Consider the following 16,817-nt stretch of genomic DNA (forward strand, 5'->3'; position numbering starts at 1 on the left):
GTCGAAGAATGAGTCGTCAATGCCTACCCGCTCCAGCCCGAGAACCTGGGCGTAGATCCCGGCCAGCACCTCTTCCACGGCGTCTGCCGGAGCACGGTACCGATCGCCGTCGACATAGTCGGGAGCGGGAAGCGCTCGGGTATCGAGTTTTCCGTTGACTGTCAACGGAAACGCGTCCAACACCACCACCGCGACGGGCACCATATATGGCGGCAACTGCTCGGCCATCGCGGCCCGCAGCTCACCGGAATCGGCGGTCCCGGTGATGTAGCCGACCAGACGCTTGTCACCGGGTCGGTCCTCGCGGGCGATCACCGCCGCCTGCTCGACGCCGTCGAGGCCGGCCAAAGCGGCCTGCACTTCGCCAAGTTCGATGCGATGGCCGCGGATCTTGACCTGCTCGTCTGCGCGCCCCAGATACTGCAGCTGCCCATCCGGTCCCCAGCACACCAGGTCACCGGTGCGATACATCCGCACCCCGGGCTCCCCGAACGGACACGCCACAAACCGCGAGGCGGTCAAACCTGTCCGGCCCACATATCCGTAGCCCAAACCCGCACCGGCCACATACAACTCGCCGATCACACCGACCGGCACCGGCCGCAACCATTCGTCGAGCACGAACATCGCGGCTCCGGGGACCGGCGAGCCGATGGGAACGGCGTGCGGTCCCGCTTGCCCGGCACTCAGTGGCGCACTGATCGCCACACACATCGTCGTCTCCGTGGGACCGTAAGCGTTGATCATCACCCGACCGGGCGCCCACTGAGCAACCACCTCAGGCGGACAGGCCTCACCGACCACCACCAACGCCGTCGTCTCCAAGCCATCGCGCGGTAATACCCTTACTGCAGAGGGTGTTTGGGTGAGAACGTCAACATTTTCCAGTACCAGCAGTGCATGGAAGTCTTCCGGCGAGCCCGTCACATCCTCGGGGACGACCACCACCCGCCCACCACGAAGCAGTGCCCCGAAGATCTCCCACACCGACACGTCAAAGGCCAGGGAATGACTCTGGGTCCACACGCCACCGCGCGGCAGCCCGGCATCGAGTGACTCCAACAGTTGAGTCACGTTGCGGTGGTTGACCGCAACGCCTTTGGGCACACCCGTGGTACCCGAGGTGTAGATCAGATAGGCGATATCGTCCGCATTAGGCGCGGGCAGCGCGCCACCGGGCGGACTGTCGGCGGCCGGGATATCTCCAATATCGATGACCGCCAAGCCATCTCTCTGTAGCCGATCGGCCAGATCCGCGGTGGTGACCGCAGCAATCGGTCCGGCATCGGCCAGCACGAACTCCAACCGCGCATCGGGAATCGCGGGATCGATCGGCAGATATGCCGCCCCGGTTTTGAGGATGGCCAGGATCGCCACAATCGCCTCGGCGGACCTTTTGGATGACAGCGCGACACTCTGTCCGGGGCCTGCCCCTCGCTCGAGCAGCAAGTGCGCCAGCCGGTTCGCGGAATCATCGAGCTCCCGGTAGGTCCACGAACTCTCGCCGCAGACTACGGCGACCGCCTCGGGAGAGCGCCTCGCATGCTCGGCGAACAACGTAGGAACCGACACCGGCCTGGGCGCCGGACGAGTCAGCGTCGCGTGGTTGCCCAGCACAGCAAGGCGGGCATGTTCATCGTCATCGAGCGGGTCCACCGACGACAACCGCACCATCGGGTCTGCAGTCATGGCCGTCAGTACTCGCTGTAGCCGAGCGATCAATGTTTCGATGGTGTCGGCGTCGAACACGTCGGTGCGGAATTCCACCGTCCCGCCGATTCCGGCCGGCTCACCGGCCTCCGTCCGGCGCTCGGCCATCGAGAAGCTGAGATCCATTCGGGCCGTGTGGGTATCCACCGGCATCTGGGTGACGCGCAGATCGCCCAACGCCATCCCGGTAGCTGAATCATCAATGTCGAGTCCGGCAATGTTCTGCCATGCCAGCGCCACCTGGATCAGTGGATGGTGAGCCAGAGACCGGGTCGGGTTCAGTCGCTCGACAAGCACTTCGAAGGGCACATCTTGGTTGTCGAAGGCAGCCAGGCTGCGCGCGCGCACCTGGGCCAGGACCTCGGCAACAGTCGGATCTCCGGCCAGGTCCACCCGCAGCACCAAGGTGTTGACGAAGAAGCCGACCAGTTCATCGAGCGCTGGATCGCGGCGTCCGGCGATCGGGAAACCCACCGCCACATCGGAACTCGCGCTGAGTTTGGATAGCAGCACCGCCAGAGCCGCCTGCATCACCATGAAGCTGGTCGCGTTGTGCTCACGGGCCACTCGGGTAACCTGCCGCTGTAACTCGACGGGCCAGTCCACCGCGATCATCGCGCCGCGCTGATCGGTCATCTGCGGGTACGGCCGATCGGTGGGCAGCGCGATGCGCTCCGGCATCCCAGCCAACGCGTCCTGCCAGTAGCTCAGCTGCCCCGCGATTCGGCTGCCGCTGTCCTGAAGATCGCCGAACTGCGCGCGCTGCCACAATGTGTAATCCGCGTACTGGACGGCCAACGGCTCCCAGCCGGGAACCTCCCCGGCGGACCGACCGGCATAGGCCATCCCCAGATCAGCAACCAGTGGAGTGATGGACCAGGCGTCGGCCGCAATGTGGTGCACCACCGCGGTGAGCACATGCTCATCCTCGGAGACACGGAAAAGTCTTGCTCTCAAGGGTATTTCGGTAGACAGATCGAAGGCGTGCCGCGAGGCGGTGTCAATGGCCTCCTGCAGCTGCCCGGCTGTCCAGCCGGTGGCGTCGACAACGGCCCAACCGAATTCGACACTTGCCGGGTCCATCACCACCTGGCCGGGGATGCCGCCGGGAGCAGCGAAAACAGTGCGCAGGCTCTCGTGACGGGACACCACATCGACCAGCGCCGCACCCAACGCTTCGACATCCAGTGCTCCGTCGATCCTGAACGCGGCCGTCATGTTGTAAACCGGTGAAGGCCCCTGCAATTGGTCCAGGAACCACAACCGCGATTGGGCAAATGAAAGCGGAACCACGGCGGGCCGCTCGCCGGCCACCAACGGCTCCAGCCGCGCCGCTTCCCCGCCGATACGGCCGGCCAATTGGGCCACCGTGGGCGCGTCGAACAGGGAGCGCACAGCAATGCCAGCGTCCAACGAATTGTTGATCGCAGCGATCAGACGCATCGCGGACAGTGAATCCCCGCCCAGGTCGAAGAACGAGTCGTCGACCCCGACGCGCACGTGTCCGAGTACACGAGCGTAGATATCGGCCAGGATCTCCTCGACCGGGTTGGCCGGGGCGCGATAGTGATCGCCGTCGACGTAGTCCGGAACGGGCAAGGCGCGTCTGTCGAGTTTTCCGTTGACCGTCAGTGGCACCGCATCGATCGCGACCACCGCAGCCGGCACCATGTAGCTCGGGAGCCGCTCGACCAGCTGGGCGCGGATCTGGCCTGGGTCTGCGGTGCCGGTGACGTAACCGACCAGACGCAGGGCGGCGGGCTCGTCCTCGCGGGCGATCACCACTGCTTGGCTTACCCCGTCGAGTGCGGCCAGAGCGGCCTGGACCTCACCGAGTTCGATGCGGTACCCGCGGATCTTGACCTGCTCGTCGGCCCGCCCAAGGTATTGCACTTGGCCGTCGAAGCCCCACCGCACCAGGTCGCCGGTGCGATACATCCGAGTACCGGGCTCGCCGAACGGGCAGGCCACGAACCGTGACGACGTCAAACCCGACCGGCGCCAATAACCCACGCCGACACCGCGACCGGCCACATACAACTCGCCGACCACCCCGGGCGGCACCGGACGCAACCAGGCATCGAGCACAAACAACGCCGCACCCGCCACCGGCGCGCCAATCGGTACCGCGGCCCCCGGGGTGAGCGGTGCACTGATCGAGGCGTACACCGTGGCCTCGGTAGGCCCGTAGGCGTTGATCAGCACTCGCCCGGGGCCCCAGCGGTCCACGAGCTCAGGTGGACAAGCCTCGCCTGCCACCACCAGCGCCGTCGATTCCAAACCCTGCGGCGAGATCATGCCCGCTGCCGACGGGGTCTGGCTCAACACGCTGACGTGTTCAGCGACAAGCAGCTCATGGAAGTCATGTGGTGATGCGGCAACCGGTTCGGACACCACCAGCAGGCGCGCCCCATGCAGCAGTGCGCCGAAGATCTCCCACACCGACACGTCGAAGCTGTACGAATGCCACTGCGCCCATACCTGCCCCGGGCCTGAGGGCACGTTGGCGTCGAGTGAGCCAAATAGCTCAGGAACGTTGTGGTGTTGGATGGCAACGCCTTTCGGGACACCGGTGGTGCCCGATGTGTAGATGATGTAGGCGATGTCATCGGTGGCCGGACCGGCCAGCGCCGTGCTGGGCTGGGCGTCGGCAGCAGTCTCATTGATATCGATGACGGGTAGGTCAAACCCGTCTAGGCGCGACCGCCCCCCGGCCGTGGTGACCGCGACGATCGGCGCGGCATCGGCCAACATGAACTCGATGCGGGCAACCGGCAAAGCCGGGTCTACCGGCACATAGGCCGCACCGGTTTTCAGTACGGCCAGAATCGCCATGATGGCCTCCGCCGACCGGGAAAACAGCAGTGCCACAACCTCGCCCGGACCGACCCCCTGGCCGGACAACAAGTGCGCAAACCGATTGGCGGCCTCATCGAGTTCCCGGTACGTCATCGACCGACCCTCGAAGGTCACCGCCACCCCATCGGGAGTGCGTGCCGCTTGCTCGGCGAACAACATCGGAATCGACTCCGCCGTCGCTGGTTTAGTCAAGACTGCCCGGTTGCTCCACTCATCCAGGCGAGCACGCGCGGCCTCGTCGAGCAGATCGATCGACGACAACGGCCGCCCCGGATCAGCGGTCATCGCCACCAAAACCGTCTTCAACCGCTCGATCAAGGACTCAACGGTCGCAAGGTCGAAGATATCGGCGTCGTATTCAACCCGAAGGCCCAACTCGCGGCCCGGCAGAGCCTGTACGGCAAGGGGGTAGTGATTGGATTCACGGAAATCGAACTCGGTGACGGCCAGGCCGTCGACGCCCAATGGCGCCGTGGTGTCGATCGGGTAGTTCTCGAACACCAAGAGTGTGTCGAACAGATTGTCCTGACCCGTCATGCGGTGAATGTCGCTGAGCGCCACGTGCTGGTGCTCGAGCGTGTCATTGTGCGCATTTTGCAGCTGATGCAACAGGTCTGCGGTGGTGGTGGCCGCCCGGAACGTCGCCCGTACCGGCACCGTGTTGATCAGCAGGCCCACCATCGATTCCGCGCCGAGGACCTCGGACGGACGCCCCGAAACGGTCGTGCCGAATGCGACGTCATGCTGACCGGTCACCGAGCTGAGCAGCAATGCCCAGGCACCCTGGAGCACAGTGTTGACGGTGGTGTGATGCGAACGTGCCAGCACGCCGAGTGACAGCGTGACCTCTTCGGAGAGCTGGAAAGATTCAATGCCTCGCTGCCCCAGTACCTCTCGGCCAGTCGGACACACCAATGTGGGGGTGTCAAAACCAGCCAACGCCTCGCGCCACGCCGCTTGGGCGCCAGCTCGATCCCGTTCGGACAGCCAGGTCACGAAGCTGCGATACGACGCGGCCGGGGGCAGCCGTTGCCCACTGAAACCGGCGAAGATCTCCTGTACCAGGATCGGCATCGACCAGCCATCGAGCACGATGTGATGGGTGGTCAGGACGAACCGGTGCCGGTCGTCAGCGATGCGGATGAGGGCGGCCCGGATAGCGGGCTGGTTCTTCAGATCGCAGACCGCGGCGCGTTCGGCGGCGCAAATCCCCCGGATCTGTTCCTCAGCGTCGGTGTTGGCGCTGACGGTGGTGTCCAGTTCGATGTATTGCCAGGGCACTACGGACTCGGTGGGAATGATCTGCACCGGTTGGTCGAACCGTTCGCAGAAGCGGGCCGCCAGGTGTGGATGCCGGCTGACCACGGCCTGCACCGCATCGCGGAGCCGGTTCGCGTCGAGCGAGCCGCTCAACGCAATACTCAGCTGCATCGCATACACGTCGTCCGAGCCCTGCGCGGTGCCTGCGTGGAAGAGCAGGCCCTGCTGCAAGGGGGTTAGCGGCAGCACGTCGGCGATGCGGGACTGCTGGCTCAGCTCATCGATCTGCCGCTGACTCAACTCGGCAGGGGCGATATCCGACGGAGTCAATCCGCCCCCGCCCCTTCGCACATGCGCGCAGATGCCGGTCAAGGCCTCGAACCACAATTGGCTCAGCCGACCGACTTGCGTGTGATCGAGCGCCGAGAGCGCCCACGTCCAGTCTGCGTTCAGGCATGGGCCGGTATCGGTGTCGACGGTGGCGGCGTTGAGCTCCACGGTATGTCCGAGCGGCGTGGACACCACCCCGGCGGTGCGGGTCAACGACAAGCCTTCAGGACATATCCGCCATGCATCGCCAGACCCGCCGCCCGCGGTCCCACCCAGGCGGCCCAGGTAGTTGAAGGCGATCATCGGGTCGGATTCAGTCAGATCCACATCGGGATTCAGATAGCGCAGCAGACCATAAGTCAAGCCGTCTGGCAGGGAACGAAGCTGCTCCTTGGCGTCCTTGATCACCGCACCAAGCGCGCCGTCACCGCCCACCACCTGCGTCCAACGCAACCCACCGACCGCCAACGACACTGGGTACTTGGTGGTGAACCAGCCCACCGTGCGCGAGAGGTCAACCTCGGCGGCGAGGCCTTCTTGGCGCCCGTGACCCTCCACATCGATCGCGATCGGCGCACGGCCGGTGCCTGCGAACTCGGCCACCGCCAGCCCAAAGGCGATCAACAGAATGTCTTGCGGCCCCGCGTGAAACGCTGCAGGCACCTCACCGAGCAGCATGTGCGTCGTCTCGGCATCCAGCGATACCGACAACTGCCCGGCGGTCTCGTAGGTATCCACGTCGACGCGCACCTCCGGCAACGCCGCCGGGATGGCCGCCACCTGCCGCCACGCCTGGGCCTGCTCCACGACTTGTGGGTGCTGCGCAGACTGAGACAGCAATTCGGCCCACCGCGCGAACGACGTCCCCGCTCCCGGCAGAATTACGGGTTGCCCGTCACGATGCTGCGCCCAGGCGATATTGCAGTCTTCCAACACAATTCGCCACGACACCCCATCAACGGCTAAGTGATGAATGATCAACACCAGTTGGCTTGTGGAGGTAACCCATAGCGCGCTGACCATCTCCCCCTCCGCCGGGTTCAACCGCGACCGCGCCGCCACCAGCGCCTCATCGGAGAGCACGTTCACGGCGCGCAGGCATCCAGCGGCATCAACCGACCCTGCCTCAGGCACAGTCAAGGACCACCCGCCTGCGCCGTCGCCCTCGGCACGCAGCCGCAACATGGCATGCCGATCTAGCAAGGCCTGTAACATGATTACGACGTCGTCCTCGGTAACATCCGCGGGGGCCTGCACCAGCACCGTCTGGTTGAACTCGTCGATCGACCCGTTTGCGCTCTCCAGGCTCTTCAACCACCGCATGATCGGGGTCGGCAGCACTGGCCCGAGACCCTCATCGACCGGCTCATCCGCACTGCCAGTCGCCGCAACTACCTGGGCCAGTCGCGCCACCGTCTGCTGGACGAAGATGTCACGCGGGCGACATACCAGGCCCGCGGCACGCGCTCGCGAGGACACCTGCATCGACAAGATGCTGTCCCCACCGAGTTCAAAGAACGAGTCGTCGATACCGACACGGTTCAGGCCCAGAATGTGAGCGTAGATACCGACCAGGATTTCCTCGGTGGTGGTGGTAGGGGCCCGATACTGGTCGATGTGTTGGTATTCCGGCGCGGGCAAGGCTCCTTTGTCGAGCTTGCCGTTGACCGTCAACGGCAAGGCAGCCAGGACCACGATCGCCGCGGGCACCATGTAGGACGGCAGCCTGTCGACCAACGCCGCACGCAACTCAGCGGGGTCGGCGGTGCCGGTGATGTAGCCGACTAGACGCTTATCGCCCGGGCGATCCTCCCGAGCGATAACCACCGCCTGTTCGACTCCGTCGAGAGCCGTTAACGTCGAATGGATTTCGCCGAGCTCGATGCGATAGCCACGGATCTTTACCTGCTCGTCAGCCCGTCCCAGGTACTGCAACTGTCCAGCGACATCCCAGGACACCAGGTCGCCAGTGCGATACATCCGCACTCCCGACCCGCCGAACGGGCAGGCCACGTATCGCGTCGCCGTCAGCGGCGCCCGGCCGACATAGCCATAGCCCAAACCCGCGCCTGCGACATACAACTCGCCCACCACACCCAGCGGAACCGGCCGCAACCAGTCATCGAGCACAAAGAACGCCAGATCGGACAACGGAACTCCGATCGGGCTGACCGTCTTCTGCACATCAGCAGCGGTGATCTCACGGAATGAGGCGTGCACCGTCGTTTCGGTGATCCCATACATATTGATCAACCTCGGCAACCCCGGATGATCGGTCAACCATGCCCCAATACGTTGTGGCTCCAAGGCCTCCCCGCCGAACACCACCGCCTTGAGACCGAGCTGCCGACATTCGGGAAGGACCGTATCCACGGCGTGCAGCGCATAAAACGCCGACGGTGTCTGACTCAACACGCTGACGTGCTCGTTGACGAGTAAGGCGTGGAACTCTTCCGGTGAGCGCGTCGCTGAATCGGGAACCACCACCAGCCGCCCCCCATGGAGCAGGGCGCCGAAGATCTCCCACACCGAGAAGTCGAACGCCAACGAATGGCTCTGCGCCCACACCTGTCCCGGCGACAACTCCAGCTCAGCGTCGATTGCCTCCATCAACCGCGTCACGTTGTGGTGCGGAATGGCAACACCTTTGGGTACGCCGGTGGTGCCCGAGGTGTAAATCAGATACGCGATATCGTCAGGCTCGGGCTCCACAGGTAGCGCAGTACTCGGCCGGCCGTACACCGCACGGTCGTTGATATCGACAACCGTCAATCCGCGACCACCCAACCGATCCACCAGATCGGCGGTAGTCACCGCAACTACCGGCCCGGCATCGGCCAGCACGAATTCCAACCGCGCATCAGGTACCGAAGGATCGACCGGCACATACGCCGCACCGGTTTTCAGCACCCCCAGAATCGCCACGACTGCCTCGACCGAACGCGAGAACAGCAGCACCACCCGCTCGCCAGGACCCACGCCATGTCCAACAAGCAAGTGCGCCAGACGATTCGCGGCCGCATCCAGCCCGCGATACGTCATCGAACTATCACCGAAACTGACCGCCACCGCCCCCGGCTCACGGGCCACCTGCTCGGCGAACAACTTCGGAATCGACACCGGCCGGGGCCCGGGTCGGACCAACGCTCCCCGATTACCCCACACCTCGACCTGGGGGCTCTCCTCTTCATCGCGCACATCGATCGCCGAAAGCGGCCGCGCTGGGGCGGCGGTCATCGCCAACAACACTCGCTCGAACCGGTCCGCTAGAGCACGGGCATCGCAGTCGGCGAACAACTGCCCGACACCCGAGGTACTGAGGAAGAGCTCCTCGTCGTTCTTGATAAAGACCAGCCCAAACTGATCCACGAGGCCCGTGTGGGTCACGGTCCCCGATCCAGCGGCACCGGCAAAATCTGCCAACCGGGTGGTCGGAATGAAGTTGATGGCTGCACGATTCGACGCCTGCCCACCGCGCTGGAAGCCCGTCTTGCTCTCGATAGCACGTAGCGGAAAACGCTGATGCTGCAACGCTTCTTGTATCCGCCGATCGACATGTTCGCAGAAGCCGGCCACCGTGAACCCCGGTGACGTCGTCAACCTCAACGGCACGACCCCGGAGCTCATCCCGGGCACCATCAGCGCCTCCGGGCGCACCCGTCGACTCACCGGGAAATCGAGTACGACCTCAGTGCCCCCGAGCTCGCCGTGCACCAACAGCGCGCAGGCCGCAGTGATCACCGAGGCTCGACGCACCCCCAACGCGTGGGACAACTCACGGGCCTTGGCAACGACAGAAGGAGCCAGTTGGACTGGCGCAGAAGGCTCATACTCGTTGGTGCGGCGCGCGGCAACGCGTGACGCACCAAAATGCGGCTCGTTCTCGAGCGGACCGCTCTTGGTCCAATAGGCCTCATCGTCGAGGTACTCGTCGGAGGCCTCGTACTCCGCCTCGCAATCGACGAGATTCCTCAACGACCCAAAGATGGGGGGAGGAATCGGCGCGTCGGTAGCGATCGCGGAATAGACGGCGGCGATCCGATGGCAGAGGAGTCCCATGCCAATTCCGTCGGTCGCGATGTGGTGGCAGCACACGAAAAGGTAGAAATCATCGGCCCGCACCTGCATCAGCGCAAACTTGAACAACGGGCCACTCAGCGACATCGGCGTTCGTCGGATTGCAGACGCCACCCGATAAGCGTCACGCACAGGATCCGATGAACCCGTCAGGTCATGGCGAGCAACCTCAACGTCCGGATAATCAACCACCGTCTGGAAAACCTGGCCGTCTACCTCAGAGAAGGCAGCTCTGAGAGGTTCTGCCTCGCGCACCACATGACGCACCGCCCGTTCGAGGAGGGCATGCTCGATGACGCCCTCGATCCGCCCAAGCATGCCCAGCTGCCATTTGACACCGGAGCGGCCGGCCTCTTCGGCAAGCCAGATATCCAGCTGACCCCGCGTAAGCGGAAGCCCCCCATGATCACATTCCATCGGTCCCCACCCGCCGCTTACTAATCAACAGTCCGACCCTGTGCCAACCTCTCGCGCAGACTCTTCGGCCGAATGTTGGCCCAGTGTCGCTCTATGTTGTCCAGGCAGGCAGCGCGGTCCGCTTCGCCGTAAGCCACCCGCCAACCAGCTGGTACATCGACAAAGGCGGGCCACAAGCTGTGCTGCTCTTCGTCATTGACCAGAACGAAAAAGCTGCCGCTGTCATCGTCAAATGGATTGATACTCAACACTTCTCCCGAAACCATCCACACCCGATAAGTGGAACCTGTTCTAAAACTAACCGAGAATTCGTCGACGGTACGTGTTTTTAGAAAAATCGCCAATACTTGCTGAGTCGCGGCCGAGCGGGTGATGAGCGGTACCAGATTGCCCGGCATGATCGGCTCTTGAACGGTTAATTGGCTGATAGCCGTTACCAAACCGCGCGTGAGCAGCCCGCGGCCCTGGTCGCCACTCCGGCAATGCTGATGAGGTTAGACTTTGCTGTATGGGCTGTGGCACGTATCGTGCGCCACTCGACGGGGTACCGAATGTGACCAGATTCGTTCATTAGACACCGTGATCAGATTCGTCCCGTGGACACCGCGGCCCGCTCGACCGACCGGATTCCCATCTGCAACATGCCCAACTACCGAAAGTGCTCGCGCGCCCGCCCCGACACTCGTACCGTGGAACCGACCGTAGAACCCCGGAGTGAGTGTCCATCTGCGACAGGCAAACTCGCCCCAGTTGCAGCCGGAGTGGTCGACATGTGAGCTGTCATACCGTCTAGCACTGAGGATCATGCAAAGTGAGCAAAGCCCCGAAAATCGCACTGCCACCCGGGCCTCCGCTTCCCCTGGTGGTGCAGTCCGTATTGATGGCGGCCCTAGGTCTGCGCTTCCTGGCTGGATGTCAACGCCGATACGGCAACGTGTTCACACTTCGTATTCCCTTGTCGGGCAAGGTCGTATATCTTGCGGATCCTGCTGACATCAAGACGGTGTATGCAGGCGACCCGCGGGTCTATCATTCCGGCGAAGCGCACTGGTTCTTTCGCGGGCTCCTTGGTGACAGCTCTCTGTTCGTACTCGACGAGGACGAACACCACGACCAGCGTCGTCTCCTCATGCCGGCCTTTCATCGCGACGCAGTCGCGCACCAAGCCGCTCAGATGGCCGAGATCGCCGCCGCAAACATCGCCGACTGGCCTGTCGGCGAGGCCTTCCCCGTTGCCCCCATGACGACCGAGATCACGCTCGAGGTAATCCTGCGAACTGTTATCGGTGCTACCGATCCGGTGCGGCTGGCCGCGCTGCGCAGGGTCGTACCGCGGCTCCTTTACATGAAACCGTGGGAAACCCCGGCGATTACGAAACCAAGCCTGCGGCGCCATCGCCCGTGGCGAGGAGTGGGCAGGCGAATGGCTGAAACCGATGCCTTGCTCTACGCGGAGATCGCCGACCGTCGCGCCGATCCAAACCTCGCCAACCGCACCGATATTCTGGCCATGCTGGTCCGCGCCACCGACGAAGACGGCCGCGCCATGTCCGACCGTGAACTACGCGATCACCTCTTGACGTCCATCGCGGCCGGACACGAGACCACCGCGACAGCGCTGTCCTGGGTGCTCGAGCGGCTGACCCGCCATCCGTCTGCGCTGGCCAAGGCGGTACGGGCCGCCGATGCGAGCGCGGAGGGCGATCCGGCCGGCGACGAGTACCTCGACGCCGTGGCGAAGGAGACCCTGCGAATTCGTCCGGTGATCTTCAGCTCGGGCAGGGTCCTGAAGGCGCCTGTCGAGGTGGGCGGCTATCGACTGCCGGCAGGCATCATGGTCGACCCCGCGATCGGACTCGTGCACGCGAGCGCCGCCGTGTACCCGGATCCGGGTAGTTTCGATCCGGATCGGATGCTCGGCACCACACTGAGCCCTACCACTTGGTTACCATTCGGCGGCGGCAACCGCCGCTGCCTCGGTGCCACCTTTGCCATGGTCGAGATACGGATCGTGCTGCGTGAGATCCTGCGTCGGGTCGAGTTGAGCATCACCACCGCACCCGATGAAAAGCAGCAGGCGAAACACGTCACCTTCGTGCCGCATCGTGGGGGGATTGTCCAAGTTCGGGCGATCAGGAACTGCGTGCAGGCAGCCGCGATGCCGGGATGCCCCGCCGGCGCTCATGGCACGACACGGTCGGGCGACTCGCGGCGGTAGGACACCCGACGCTAATTCGACCTCGGTCGCGGCCGACCGCGGCCGGCAAGACTCTCCACGAGATCGGCTGTGGCCTGCACGCTTTCCGCGGGTTTGGTCATGCGGGTGGATACCGCACGAGCCCGGGTGACGATTTGTGGGTCGAGGATGGTCCGCAGGTCTGCCACCAGCGTTTTCTCGGTCGTGGTCGAAAAACGCCGGGCAGTACCGACTTTCAAACGTTTGACGCGAGCACCCCATAGCGTCTGATCGAGATCCGTCGAAAGGATCAACGTGGGAACCCCCGCGCGCAAGCCCGCGGCGGTGGTGCCTGTGCCGCCGTGGTGCACGACCGCGCGACAGGCGGGAAAGGCTGCCGAATATTTCATCGCACCGACCACTTTGATGTTCTCGGCATAGGGGGCCTCGCCGAAGTCAGACCCGGCGGAACACACCAATGCCCGAGTGCCCAACTGGTCACAGGCGGAGCCGATCATGGCGAGCGTCTTGCCGGCGGATTCGACCGGCAAGCTGCCAAAGCCGAAGAAGATCGGCGGTGTTCCCTCGGCAATCCACGAGGCCACCTCGTCATCGAAATCCGTTGGTAAGTCTAATGTCAGCGCACCGACGAAGGGGCGTAGGCCATCGTGTTCCGCCCACTCGTCGGCCAACCCGGGAAAGCACACCTCGTCGTACGCCTGAACCTCCAACGATCCCCGCTCGGTAATCCGCCACGGCGAGGGCGCCGTGGCCTTCGGTAGGGCCAGCTCACCGCGCTGGATGCCCTCCACTTTCTTCGCGTTCTGCCAAGCCAGCCACTCGCCCACCTTCATTGTCGAACGACCCAGTGGCGCAGGCAGGAATGGCACGAACTGGCCGTTCGACCGCAATGGGAAGAAGTGCAGCGTGGCCAACGGAATGTCGTAGTACTCCGCGACATTTCCTGCGGCGTCCTCGAAATTCACGCCGGTGAAGAGCAGATCGGCGTCCTCAGCCAACGATGTCAGCGTGGCGACGATGTCCTTCCAGCACTGGAGAAAGGGCTCCACGACTTCGCGCCGCAACCTGATCAAATCCCGGATCTTCCAGAAATTGCGGAAGAAATGCGACCAGAAGTCGCGGTGCGCGTCCAGAACGGCCTGCAGATCCGGTCCGTACGGAACCGCCGTAGGCCCGGCCGCCTCGACGAAGCCAATGAGATCGGGCGGGACGGCCATCTGCACATCGTGCCCACGACGCAGCAGCTCGCGGCCGACGGCGACACACGGTTCGATATCGCCGCGCGTCCCGTAGCTTGCCAACACAAATTTCATCGCGGCTGTTGGCCTGCTACATCCGATGCGTGTTCTGCCATCAGCCAACCCGCTTGAGGCGGGCGAAGTTTTCCAACAGCTCGGCGGCGGTCGCAGGGCTTTCGGCGGGTTTGGTCATTCGGGTGGCGGCCTCGCGGGCCTGGGCCACACATCGCGGATCGAGGACGGTCTGTAGGTCTGCCACCAACGTCTCCTCGGTCGTGGCCGAAAAACGCCGAGCGGTGCCTACTTTCAGACGTTTGACGCGAGCACCCCACAGCGTCTGATCGAGATCCGTCGAAAGGACCAGGGTGGGAACCCCCGCCCGCAGACTCGCCGCGGTAGTACCCGCGCCGCCGTGATGCACGACCGCGCGACAGACGGGAAAGGCTGCCGAATAATTCATCGCGGCCACCACTTTGACGTTCTCGAAAAGTGGTACATGACTGAAGTCACTCCCGCCGGCGCACACCAAAGCCCGCTCGCCCAACTGATCACAAGCGGAGCTGATCATGGCGAGCGTGTCGGCTGCGGATTCGACCGGCATGCTGCCAAAGCCGAAGCAAATGGGCGGCGTTCCTTCGGCAATCCACGAAGCTACCTCGTCATCGGAATCCGTTGGTAAGTCCAATGTCAGCGCACCGACGAAGGGCCGCCGGCCGTCAAATTCCGCCCACTCATCGGCCAACCCGGGAAAGCACACCTCGTCGTACGCCTGGACCTCCAGCGAGCCGCGCTCGGTGATCCGCCACGGCGAGGGCGCGGTGGCCTTCGGTAGGCCTAATCCACGCCGCTGCGGGTCTTCGAGCCTTTTGAACAGCGGCCAACCCAACCACTCCGAAAGCCTCATAAGGGAGCGGCCGAACCGCGCCGGCATTCCCGGTACGAGCTGGCCGTTGGCACGAATCGGAAACACATGCAGCGTGGCGAACGGGAGGTCGTGAAACTCCGCGATGTTGCCGGCTGCCTCCTCTCCGAGGACACCGGTGAAGAGCAGGTCGGCGTCCTCCGCCTGCGACTTCAGCGTCGAGCTGACGTCCTCCCAGCACTGAGTCAAAAACCGCCAATCTTCGCGCAGCAGCTCCCGCAGATCCCCGATCCTCCAGAAGTTCTTCCAAAAGTTCCGCAAAAATCGTGCCCAGAAATCGCGGTTCACGTCCTGCCACACGCGCACGTCCGGTCCGCAGGCAATCGCCGCAAGCCCGGCCTCCTCGGCGAAGCCAACAAGGTCGGGCGGGACGACCATCCGTACATCGTGGCCGCGGCGCAACAGCTCACGGCCAACGGCGACACCGGGCTCGACATCACCGCGTGTTCCATAGAATGACAGTACGAATTTCATCGCGGATCTCAGCCCTTCACTTCCCGTGGTCCTGCGGAATGAAGCGGGAGCATAACGCGATACTCACGCTATTAACTTGAAATTCAAGAGTTTTGGGCAAAGGACCGAGTGCTCCGACAAGCACAGGGGAACCCGTCGACCGTCCTCAGTCGCATTATCGAGTTTCCCCAGCGACGGGATCTTGGCGCCCATTCACCACTATCAGGGCTCGTCGGCGACCTTCGGTCATGGCGAATCATTTGGGGAGCAAAGGAATACGCTTCTACCCTTAGACACCCCGTGCAGATTTAGTGTTCCTTGGCCCGTAGGACAAAACCGGTCTGGTCACCACGGTTCTGCTGATTGAGTCGTTTCGATCGCTTCTCCCATGCCCAGATCTGCTTGGGCCGGAACATCGTAAGGATTTTGGGGTCGGTTACCGGAACGTCACCTCGATAGGCTTCACTCCCGGTGAACTGACCAAAAGTTGAATCATCAAACGTCTGCTCGACGCGCAGACCGGCTCGCTCCGCGGCCAGCGCCATCCCGTTCCGCGAGGGAATGACCATATGCCGAGGGGCATCCGCCTGTACCCAATCAGCCCCGTAGATAGACCACGCTTCAGATGATGTCGTGGGCACCCGAGCCAGGCACATTCCGCCGGCAGCGAGCTTCTTGGCTGCCACCTCGAGAGTGGCGACCGGATCGGGCATGTGTTCAAACGAATGATTGAACATGATGAGATCGAATTCGCCTGTCACGTCACCCAAATACCGCTTCATCAACGGAATGCGTTCACGTGACTCGCCATCGCTTGCGATGAATGGATCAGCACCGGCCAAGCTGTTGAAGCCGACTCTGGCCAACCGGTCCAGCAGTGCACCGCTTCCACAGCCCACATCCAAGATCCGCGCATCTCGCGCCACGCCCAGCTGAGCGAGCATTCCGACAACGTCTCCGCCGAGCAAGACCCGGAAGATGCCTTCCGGCACGGGCGACGTTAGGAGGGACCCGAATATCCTTCCGCCGCTTTGTAATTTAAATCGATCTCGTTGTGTGACCAGCCATTGAAATGCCCTCGGCTGAGCCGAACCATTGTGAGAATAGTATGTCGACGGGTAGTGCCGCATGAGCTCTTCACCCTCGAGCGGCCGGACAACCTGCAACGTGTCGCACGCGGCGCAGCTGAAGTATTCGAACAGCTCACGGGTTCCGAACATCATCTCGCGAACTTCAAGCGTTTGATGGGGGCCGGCCGACTCGCATAGCCGGCACTCACTGGTAACCGCCGTCATTCAAAAACTCCTCTACGCGAATTTGTGGCCGGAGAACGCGAGCCGCGTATGCGCGAGCA

The 16,817-nt window shown here is 63.5% G+C and carries 6 protein-coding genes (1 of these 6 only partly in view); 1 reads left to right on the top strand and 5 read right to left on the bottom strand.

The annotated features are described in order from the left end of the window. Together AB0H22_RS08030 and AB0H22_RS08035 are read right to left on the bottom strand one after the other, a co-directional pair. On the bottom strand, window positions 1–10,653 hold the beginning of the coding sequence (locus AB0H22_RS08030; protein ID WP_358145891.1) for a non-ribosomal peptide synthase/polyketide synthase. 13,737 nt of this gene lie to the left of the window's left edge; the window shows 10,653 of its 24,390 coding nt (coding positions 1–10,653); its start codon is at window positions 10,651–10,653; its stop codon lies off the left edge, out of view. A gap of 20 nt (window positions 10,654–10,673) precedes the next feature. After that, complete coding sequence (locus AB0H22_RS08035) at window positions 10,674–10,901, bottom strand: MbtH family protein (protein WP_358146160.1); 228 nt, start codon at window positions 10,899–10,901, stop codon at window positions 10,674–10,676. A 563-nt stretch (window positions 10,902–11,464) separates the two neighbouring features. Here AB0H22_RS08035 and AB0H22_RS08040 point away from each other — a divergent pair. Beyond that, window positions 11,465–12,871 carry a cytochrome P450 gene (locus AB0H22_RS08040; RefSeq protein WP_180749438.1) on the top strand — a complete coding sequence of 469 codons (1,407 nt, stop codon included), beginning with the start codon at window positions 11,465–11,467 and terminating at the stop codon, window positions 12,869–12,871. Between the two features lie 11 nt (window positions 12,872–12,882). On the opposite strand, the gene AB0H22_RS08045 is transcribed toward AB0H22_RS08040, so the two are convergent. The 3 genes from AB0H22_RS08045 to AB0H22_RS08055 all read right to left on the bottom strand — a co-directional run bounded on the left by AB0H22_RS08045 (window position 12,883) and on the right by AB0H22_RS08055 (window position 16,758). After that, window positions 12,883–14,163 carry a glycosyltransferase gene (locus tag AB0H22_RS08045; RefSeq protein ID WP_358145893.1) on the bottom strand — a complete coding sequence of 427 codons (1,281 nt, stop codon included), beginning with the start codon at window positions 14,161–14,163 and terminating at the stop codon, window positions 12,883–12,885. Between the two features lie 40 nt (window positions 14,164–14,203). Beyond that, the gene (locus AB0H22_RS08050) at window positions 14,204–15,484 is read right to left on the bottom strand and encodes a glycosyltransferase (protein WP_180749440.1); all 1,281 of its coding nucleotides are present in this window, start codon (window positions 15,482–15,484) and stop codon (window positions 14,204–14,206) included. 287 nt (window positions 15,485–15,771) lie between these two features. Beyond that, window positions 15,772–16,758 (bottom strand): class I SAM-dependent methyltransferase, encoded by a 987-nt coding sequence (locus AB0H22_RS08055; protein WP_358145895.1) that lies wholly within the window; start codon window positions 16,756–16,758, stop codon window positions 15,772–15,774. Window positions 16,759–16,817: the final 59 nt, after the last annotated feature.

It is taken from the genome of Mycobacterium sp. NPDC050853 (assembly GCF_040653875.1).
Classification (GTDB): domain Bacteria; phylum Actinomycetota; class Actinomycetes; order Mycobacteriales; family Mycobacteriaceae; genus Mycobacterium.

Excerpts from the sequence above, each read along its gene's own strand:
- AB0H22_RS08055 (WP_358145895.1), bottom strand. The coding sequence starts at position 16,758 with ATGACGGCGGTTACCAGTGAGTGCCGGCTATGCGAGTCGGCCGGCCCC.
- AB0H22_RS08050 (WP_180749440.1), bottom strand. The coding sequence starts at position 15,484 with ATGAAATTCGTACTGTCATTCTATGGAACACGCGGTGATGTCGAGCCC.
- AB0H22_RS08045 (WP_358145893.1), bottom strand. The coding sequence starts at position 14,163 with ATGAAATTTGTGTTGGCAAGCTACGGGACGCGCGGCGATATCGAACCG.